Origin of the sequence: Actinomadura sp. 6K520, from assembly GCF_004349245.1 — a bacterium.
In the GTDB taxonomy this organism is placed as follows: Bacteria; Actinomycetota; Actinomycetes; order Streptosporangiales; family Streptosporangiaceae; genus Spirillospora.
Genome location: NZ_SMLC01000280.1, coordinates 1 through 6258, shown reverse-complemented (window position 1 = coordinate 6258; position 6258 = coordinate 1). Strand labels below are relative to the sequence as shown.

Annotated in this window: 4 protein-coding genes and 1 pseudogene; 2 read left to right on the top strand and 3 right to left on the bottom strand. The window is 72.6% G+C overall.

Annotated features, from left to right (window positions below):
* Positions 1-241 (top strand): annotated as a pseudogene (locus tag E1289_RS38690) (thioesterase); the annotation flags it as partial.
* A 266-nt stretch (positions 242-507) separates the two neighbouring features.
* Here the strand turns inward: E1289_RS38690 and E1289_RS35795 are convergent.
* From E1289_RS35795 to E1289_RS35785, 3 genes are all read right to left on the bottom strand, one after another.
* Positions 508-1338 carry an ABC transporter permease subunit gene (locus tag E1289_RS35795; RefSeq protein ID WP_131988323.1) on the bottom strand — a complete coding sequence of 277 codons (831 nt, stop codon included), beginning with the start codon at positions 1336-1338 and terminating at the stop codon, positions 508-510.
* Complete coding sequence (locus E1289_RS35790; RefSeq protein ID WP_131988321.1) at positions 1335-3815, bottom strand: alpha/beta fold hydrolase; 2481 nt, start codon at positions 3813-3815, stop codon at positions 1335-1337. Before E1289_RS35790 ends, E1289_RS35795 begins: the two co-directional genes overlap by 4 nt.
* Positions 3816-3876: 61 nt before the next feature.
* Positions 3877-4539 (bottom strand): TetR/AcrR family transcriptional regulator, encoded by a 663-nt coding sequence (locus E1289_RS35785; protein WP_243713408.1) that lies wholly within the window; start codon positions 4537-4539, stop codon positions 3877-3879.
* A gap of 230 nt (positions 4540-4769) precedes the next feature.
* On the opposite strand from E1289_RS35785, the gene E1289_RS35780 reads away from it, so the two are divergent.
* The coding region (locus tag E1289_RS35780; protein WP_243713409.1) for an MDR family MFS transporter at positions 4770-6258 on the top strand (1489 nt) is incomplete at its 3' end.

The window sequence follows — 6258 nt, the reverse complement described above, 5'->3', positions numbered from 1 at the left end:
GCTCGGGGCGGGCCGGACCTCGGTGGGGACGCGGGTCGAGCTGGCGCATCTGGCCGCCAGCCCGGTCGGGATGCGGGTGACCGTCGAGGCCGTGCTCACGGAGGTCGACGGCGGGCGGCTGGTGTTCGAGTTCGGGGCCACCGACGAGCGGGGCGTCGTGGTGGGGAAGGGCCGCGTCGAGCGGGTGGTGGTGGATCGGGAGAGGTTCCTGGCGCGACTTCCCCGTGTGGACCGGGGCTAGTACGGCAGGAGACGGCCGGACGGGGTGCGTAGGTCGGGCGGGCTCGGTTGACGTGGGGGTTTGGGACGCTTGATGAGCTGCTGCCGTGCCATGGTGATCATCTCCCCCCATCGGGGCGGGCTTAACCCGTCGATCGACGCGATGTCGACCTGTATCCCCTAGGACGCGCCCGCGGTGTGCGAGGTTCGATGAGCTTATGCGACGGACACTGCCGGTTCGACCGATTTTCAGCGGTTGTTCGTCGCGGTCCGTCGCCGGGCGGTCGCTCAGGAGACGATGTCGCGGGAGCGGAAGAGGCGGAACGACAGGGCGATAAGCACGGCGGCGTAGGCGATGGAGAGGGCCGCGCCCTTGGCCATGCCCGTCCACTGGACGTCGGGCTGGAGTGCGTCCATCCAGGCGTACATCCAGTGGGTCGGGAGGAATTCGCGCCACGAGCCGAGGGCGGTGACGGCGTCGATGATGTTGCTGAGGATGACGAGGCCGACCGCGCCGCCGACCGCGCCGAGCGGGGAGTCGGTGGTGACGGACAGGAGGAAGGCCAGTGCCGCGACGACGAGCTGGGAGACCAGGGCGTAGCCGACGATGATCGCCATCCGGCCGAGTGCGGTGCCGACCGGGACGGTTCCGCCGGTCGGCAGTTTTACGTCGCCCCAGCCGAAGCCGGCGGTGCCCGCGACCAGGGACATCAGCGGAAGGCTGAGCACGGCGAGCACCGCGTAGCCGAGCGCGACGACGAGTTTCTGGCGCAGGAGGCGGGCGCGGGGGACCGGGGCGGCCAGCAGGTAGCGGAGGGACGCCCAGTTCGCCTCGCTCGCGACGGTGTCGCCGCAGAACAGGGCGACGGCGACGACCAGCAGGAAACCCGTGGCGACGAACAGGGCGAACAGCGCGAAGTTGAGGGCGCTGGACGTGGCGACGTCGACCAGGCTGGGGACGCCGTCCGGGGTCGGTTCCCCGCCGATCTTGAAGGCGAGCACCAGCACCCACGGGAGGGCGAGCAGGATCCCGAACGCGACCAGGGTGCGGCGCCGCCGGAACTGGCGGACGGCCTCGACCCGCAGCGGGAGGGTCCGCCGGACGTCGTAGCCGGTCACGGCCCCTCCCCGATGATCTGCAGGAACGCGTCCTCCAGGCGGCCGGACGTCCCGACGAGCTCCGTGACGGGGCCCGCGGCGACGCGGCGGCCGCCCGCCATGACGACGGCATGGGTGCAGGTCTGCTCGACCTCGGAGAGCAGGTGGCTGGAGACGATGACCGTCCGCCCGCCCGCGGCGTACCGGAGGAGGACCTCCCGCATCTCGCGTATCTGCGGTGGGTCGAGACCGTTGGTGGGTTCGTCCAGGACGAGCAGGTCGGGGAGCCCGAGCATGGCCTGAGCTATGGCGAGACGCTGCCGCATCCCGTGGGAGTAGGTGCGGACGGCCCGGTCCAGGGCGGAGCCGAGGTCGGCTATCTGCAGCGCCTCGTCCATGTGGGCTTCGTCCACGGGACGACCGGTGGCCCGCCAGTAGAGATCCAGGTTGTCGCGGCCGGAGAGGTGGGGGAGGAATCCGGGTCCTTCTACGAAGGAGCCAAGGCGGGCTAGGACGGGTGCGCCGGGAGTGACGTGGTGGCCGAAGATGCGGATCTCACCGGAGTCGGGGTGGATCAGGCCCATGAGCATCCGCAGGGTCGTTGTCTTCCCTGCGCCGTTCGGGCCGAGCAGCCCTAGCACCTGCCCCTTCTCCACTTGGAAGGAAAGGTCGGCAACGGCCAGGTGGCCGTTCTCGTACGTCTTCGTCAGTCCCGTTATCTCCAGCGGGATCTCGCTGACCTCTTCGTCTCTGTGGCGGTGACGTCCAGGTAGGACGATGACAAGCGAGACCACGATGGCGGCCAAGGGGAGGGCCCAGACCCAATGCGGGACGGGTGCGGAAGCCGTCGTCAGTGCGGGCACGGTCGGGACGGTCAGCGGCGACACCACCCGCACCTTGTAGGAGGCGGGCGCGGCCGGTGTGGCGAAGCCCATGTCGGTGGTCGCGACGACGAGGCGGATCTGGTGGCCGCGGTCGAAGCGGTGGTCCATCGTGGGGAGCCGCACGGTGACGTCCCCGGACGCCCGGAACGCGGCGGGCAGCCGCCGCGCGAGCGTCGCCGTCCCGCCGGGGGCGACGTCGTACAGCTTCGCGAACAGCGGCCCGTCGCCGTCCACCCTGAGCCGGACGGTCGCGGCACCCGTCAGCTGGACGGGCCGCTCCAGCGGCGGCGTGTCGAACGTCGCGGCCTGTCCGGGCATCTCGGTCGGCAGCCCGCCACCGGCCGACCCACCACCGGCCTGCCCACCACCGGCCGGGAGCGAGTCGAGCGAGCCGAGTCCGGGCAGCGCGGAGATCGACGCGGGGGAGCCGCCGGCGGGATGGTGCACCGTCTGCTCGCCCCCGCCCAGCGGCAGCTCCACGGGATCGCCGGAGAGGCCGGGATAGGTCCGGGTCGTCGCCTCCGTCACGACGACCTCCCGGGCGGACGAGTCGAGCCCGCCCGTCCGCGTCACGGTGAAACCGTCCGGTGCCGGCGGGGCGGAGCCCTTGAGCCGCGCGTCGAAGAAGCCGAGGACCATGTCCCCGATCCGCTCCACCTCGGGGTCGCCGCCGTCGTGGCCGCCCTGGAACCAGACCACCGACACCGGGGCGCCGTTCGCGGCGATCGCGCGGGCGTTGGCGTCGGCGTGCTCCAGCGGGAACAGCGAGTCGGACTGCCCCTGCACCAGCAGCGTCGGCACCCTGATCCGGTCGGCGACCGACGCCGGGCTCGACCGCCGGAGCGTCTCGATCGCCGACTCGGTGGGCCGGCCCGCCTCCGCTACCTCCTGGTACATCGCGCAGAGCGACGGCAGGAAGCGGCCGCACGCCGTCGGCCCGGCGCTGCCGGTGAAGAACAGGCCCGCCCAGAGCTTCTTGAAGACGCCGTCCGCGGGGCCCGCGCCGGCCGCGTCCGGGAACAGCGCGTCCGGGAGGCTGTGCCAGGTGATCATCGGGGCGATGGCGTCGACCCGCCGGTCGTGCGCGGCGGTCAGCAGGGTGATCGCGCCGCCGTACGACCGGCCCGCCATGCCGACGCGCGGGTCGCCGGGCCCGTCCAGCCGGACCTCCGGCCGCCGCGCGAGCCAGTCGACGAGCTGCCGGACGTCCTTGACCTCGTAGTCGGGCGAGTTGAGCGCGATCTGCCCGCCGGAGAAGCCGAACCCGCGCGCCGACCAGGTCAGGACCGCGTATCCGGCGCGGGCGAGATCGCGTGCCTCGTCCGCCACGTCCGCCTTGCTGCCGCCGAAGCCGTGCGCGAGCATGACCGCCGGTGCCGGGGTGCGGCCTGCGGGCTTGTAGAACGTGGTGTCGAGCGTGACGCGCTGGTCGTCGCCGGGGCCGTCGACCACGGTGATGCGCTGGTCGACGGACCGGACGTGCGGTTCGCCGTCCGCCGCGACGCCCCAGGCCGCGCACCCGGCGGCGAGTGCGGCGGCCGAGGCGGCGGCGGTCCAGCGCGTGGCGCGTCCCGTCCGGCTCCACCGTGTCCTGAGCGCGCCCCCGAACCTCATGGTGGAACAGCCTATGCGCGGGCCGCCCCCGGCCGTTCCGTCAGCGCCCCGGGCCGTTCGGTCAGCGGTCGGGCGGCGGGGCGAGGGCGGCGGTGAACATGGCGGTCAGCCGTTCGGTGAGCTGCGCCGGGTCGGCGGCGCGCAGGTCGTTCACGCCGAGCAGGCGCCGGACGGGCGCGCCGCCCATCAGGATCGTGGACGCGAGCAGGGCGCGGGCGCGGGCGTCCGGGCCGGCGAGCTGCGCGGTCATCGGCTCGACGATCACGTCCTCCAGGTAGCGGAGGAGGATCTTCTTGACCTCGGGGTGCCCGGCCGACCGGTCCAGCATCCGCGAGACGGCGGTGACGTGGCCGGGGTCGAGCTGCCGGACGAAGTGCTCCGCCAGCCGCCGCGGCAGCCCTTCGGGATCGCCTGCGATGACCCCGCGCAGCACCGACTCACCGGCGAGGACCTCCCCGAACAGCGCCGCCTTGGAGCCGAAGTACCGGTTGACCAGGGCCATGTTCGCCTCGGCCCGCGCGGCGATCATCCGGACGGTGACGCCGTCGTAGCCGTGCTCGCCGAACAGGTCGCGGGCGGCGTCCAGGATGCGGCGCCGGGTCGCCTCCCGGTCGCGCTTCGGCCGCCGGGGCGTCCCCGCGCCCGCGTCCGCGCCGGCCGGCGGCGTGCGCCCGGCCTCCTCCTCGACCCGCATCCGCGATACCAGCCCATCCGTTCCGCTCATCGGTGACCCGCCGGTGCCGGAAGCTACCGGGTTGCAAGTAAACAAGCGTCTACATAACATACATGCACAGCACAGGTAATCAAGTCAGCCGGTCCGCGGGCCGGCATGGGGGCAGCGTGGCTCAAGCGAGCGCGGCGTCGCAGGGTCCGGCGGCGGAGCCGGAACCCGAGCCGGAGGCAGGGCCGAAGCCCGGGCAGGGGCCGGTCCGGCCGCAGTACACGCACCGCCAGATCCTGAAGATCCTCTCCGGGCTCATGATGGCGATGCTGACCTCGATGCTCTCCACGTCGGTCATCGCCACGGCGCTGCCGACGATCGTCGGCGACCTCGGCGGCCAGGACAAGCTGGCCTGGGTCGCCAGCGCCGCGCTGCTCACCATGACGGCGTCGACCCCGCTGTGGGGCAAGCTGTCCGACATCGCGGGCCGCAAGTTCATGTTCCAGACCGCCCTGCTCATCTTCGTCGTCGCGTCGATCGGCGCGGGGATGTCGCAGGACATCGGGCAGCTCATCGCGTTCCGCGCGGGCCAGGGCCTCGGCGCGGGCGGGCTGGCCGCGCTGGCCCAGGTGATCCTCGCGGACGTCGTCGAGCCGCGGCAGCGCGGACGCTACGCCGGTTTCATGGGCGCCGTCTTCGGGGTCTCCACCGTCGCGGGCCCGCTGCTCGGCGGCTTCCTCGTGGACGCCGACGCCCTCGGCTGGCGCTGGTGCTTCTACGTGTGCGTCCCGCTGGCCGTGGTCTCCTTCTTCGTGATCCAGCGGGTGCTGCGGCTGCCGAGGGTGCGCCGCGACACCAGCGTCGACGTGTTCGGCGCGATCACCATCACCGGCAGCGCCGCCATGCTGATGCTGCTGCTGTCCATGGGCGGGACGGAGTTCCCGTGGAACTCGGCATGGACCTACGCGCTGGGCGGGGTCACGGCCGTCCTGCTGCTGCTCGCGATCGTCGCGGAGCGCCGGGCCCGCGACCCGATCCTGCCGCCCCGGCTGTTCCGCAACCGGATGTTCGTGCTGACGTCGTTCATCTCGATCTGCGTCGGCATGGCGATGTTCGGCGTGATGATCTACATGCCGCAGTACCTGCAGATCGTCAAGGGGATGAGCCCCACGGCGTCCGGCCTGATGACGCTGCCGCTCGTCCTCGGCATGCTCGTCACCTCCACCGGCTCCGGCCACATCGTGACCAGCACGGGCCGCTACAAGATCTTCCCGGTGATCGGGCTCGGCTGCGTCGTCACCGGGATGTTCCTGCTGTCGCGGCTGCACACCGGCTCGTCGTCCGTGCTGATCGGCGTGGACCTCGCCGTCCTCGGCATCGGGATGGGCCTGACGCTGCAGATCCTGATCCTCGCCTCGCAGAACGCCGCCGCGCCCGGCGACCTGGCCTCGACGACGTCCGGGGTCTCGTTCTTCCGCAACCTGGGCGGCGCGGTCGGCGTGGCCGCGTTCGGCGCGATCCTCACCAACCGGGTCGCGTCCGAGATCGCCTCCGGGCTGCGCGCCGCGGGCATCCGGGCCGCGCCCGGCGGAGCCGAACTCGGGGCGCCGGACGAGATCGCGCGGCTGCCCCACCCGGTGCGGGACATCGTGCGGGACGCCTTCAGCAGCGCGCTGGAGACCGTCTTCCTCGTCGGGATCCCGGTGGCGGTCCTCGGGTTCGTCGCGGTGCTCGCACTCAAGGAGCTGCCGCTCCGCGGGTCCGCGAGCCGCGGCAAGGCCC

Bases quoted from the DNA above. Each gene is read 5' to 3' on its own strand.
- E1289_RS35790 (WP_131988321.1), bottom strand. From the start codon at position 3,815: ATGAGGTTCGGGGGCGCGCTCAGGACACGGTGGAGCCGGACGGGACGC.
- E1289_RS35785 (WP_243713408.1), bottom strand. From the start codon at position 4,539: ATGAGCGGAACGGATGGGCTGGTATCGCGGATGCGGGTCGAGGAGGAG.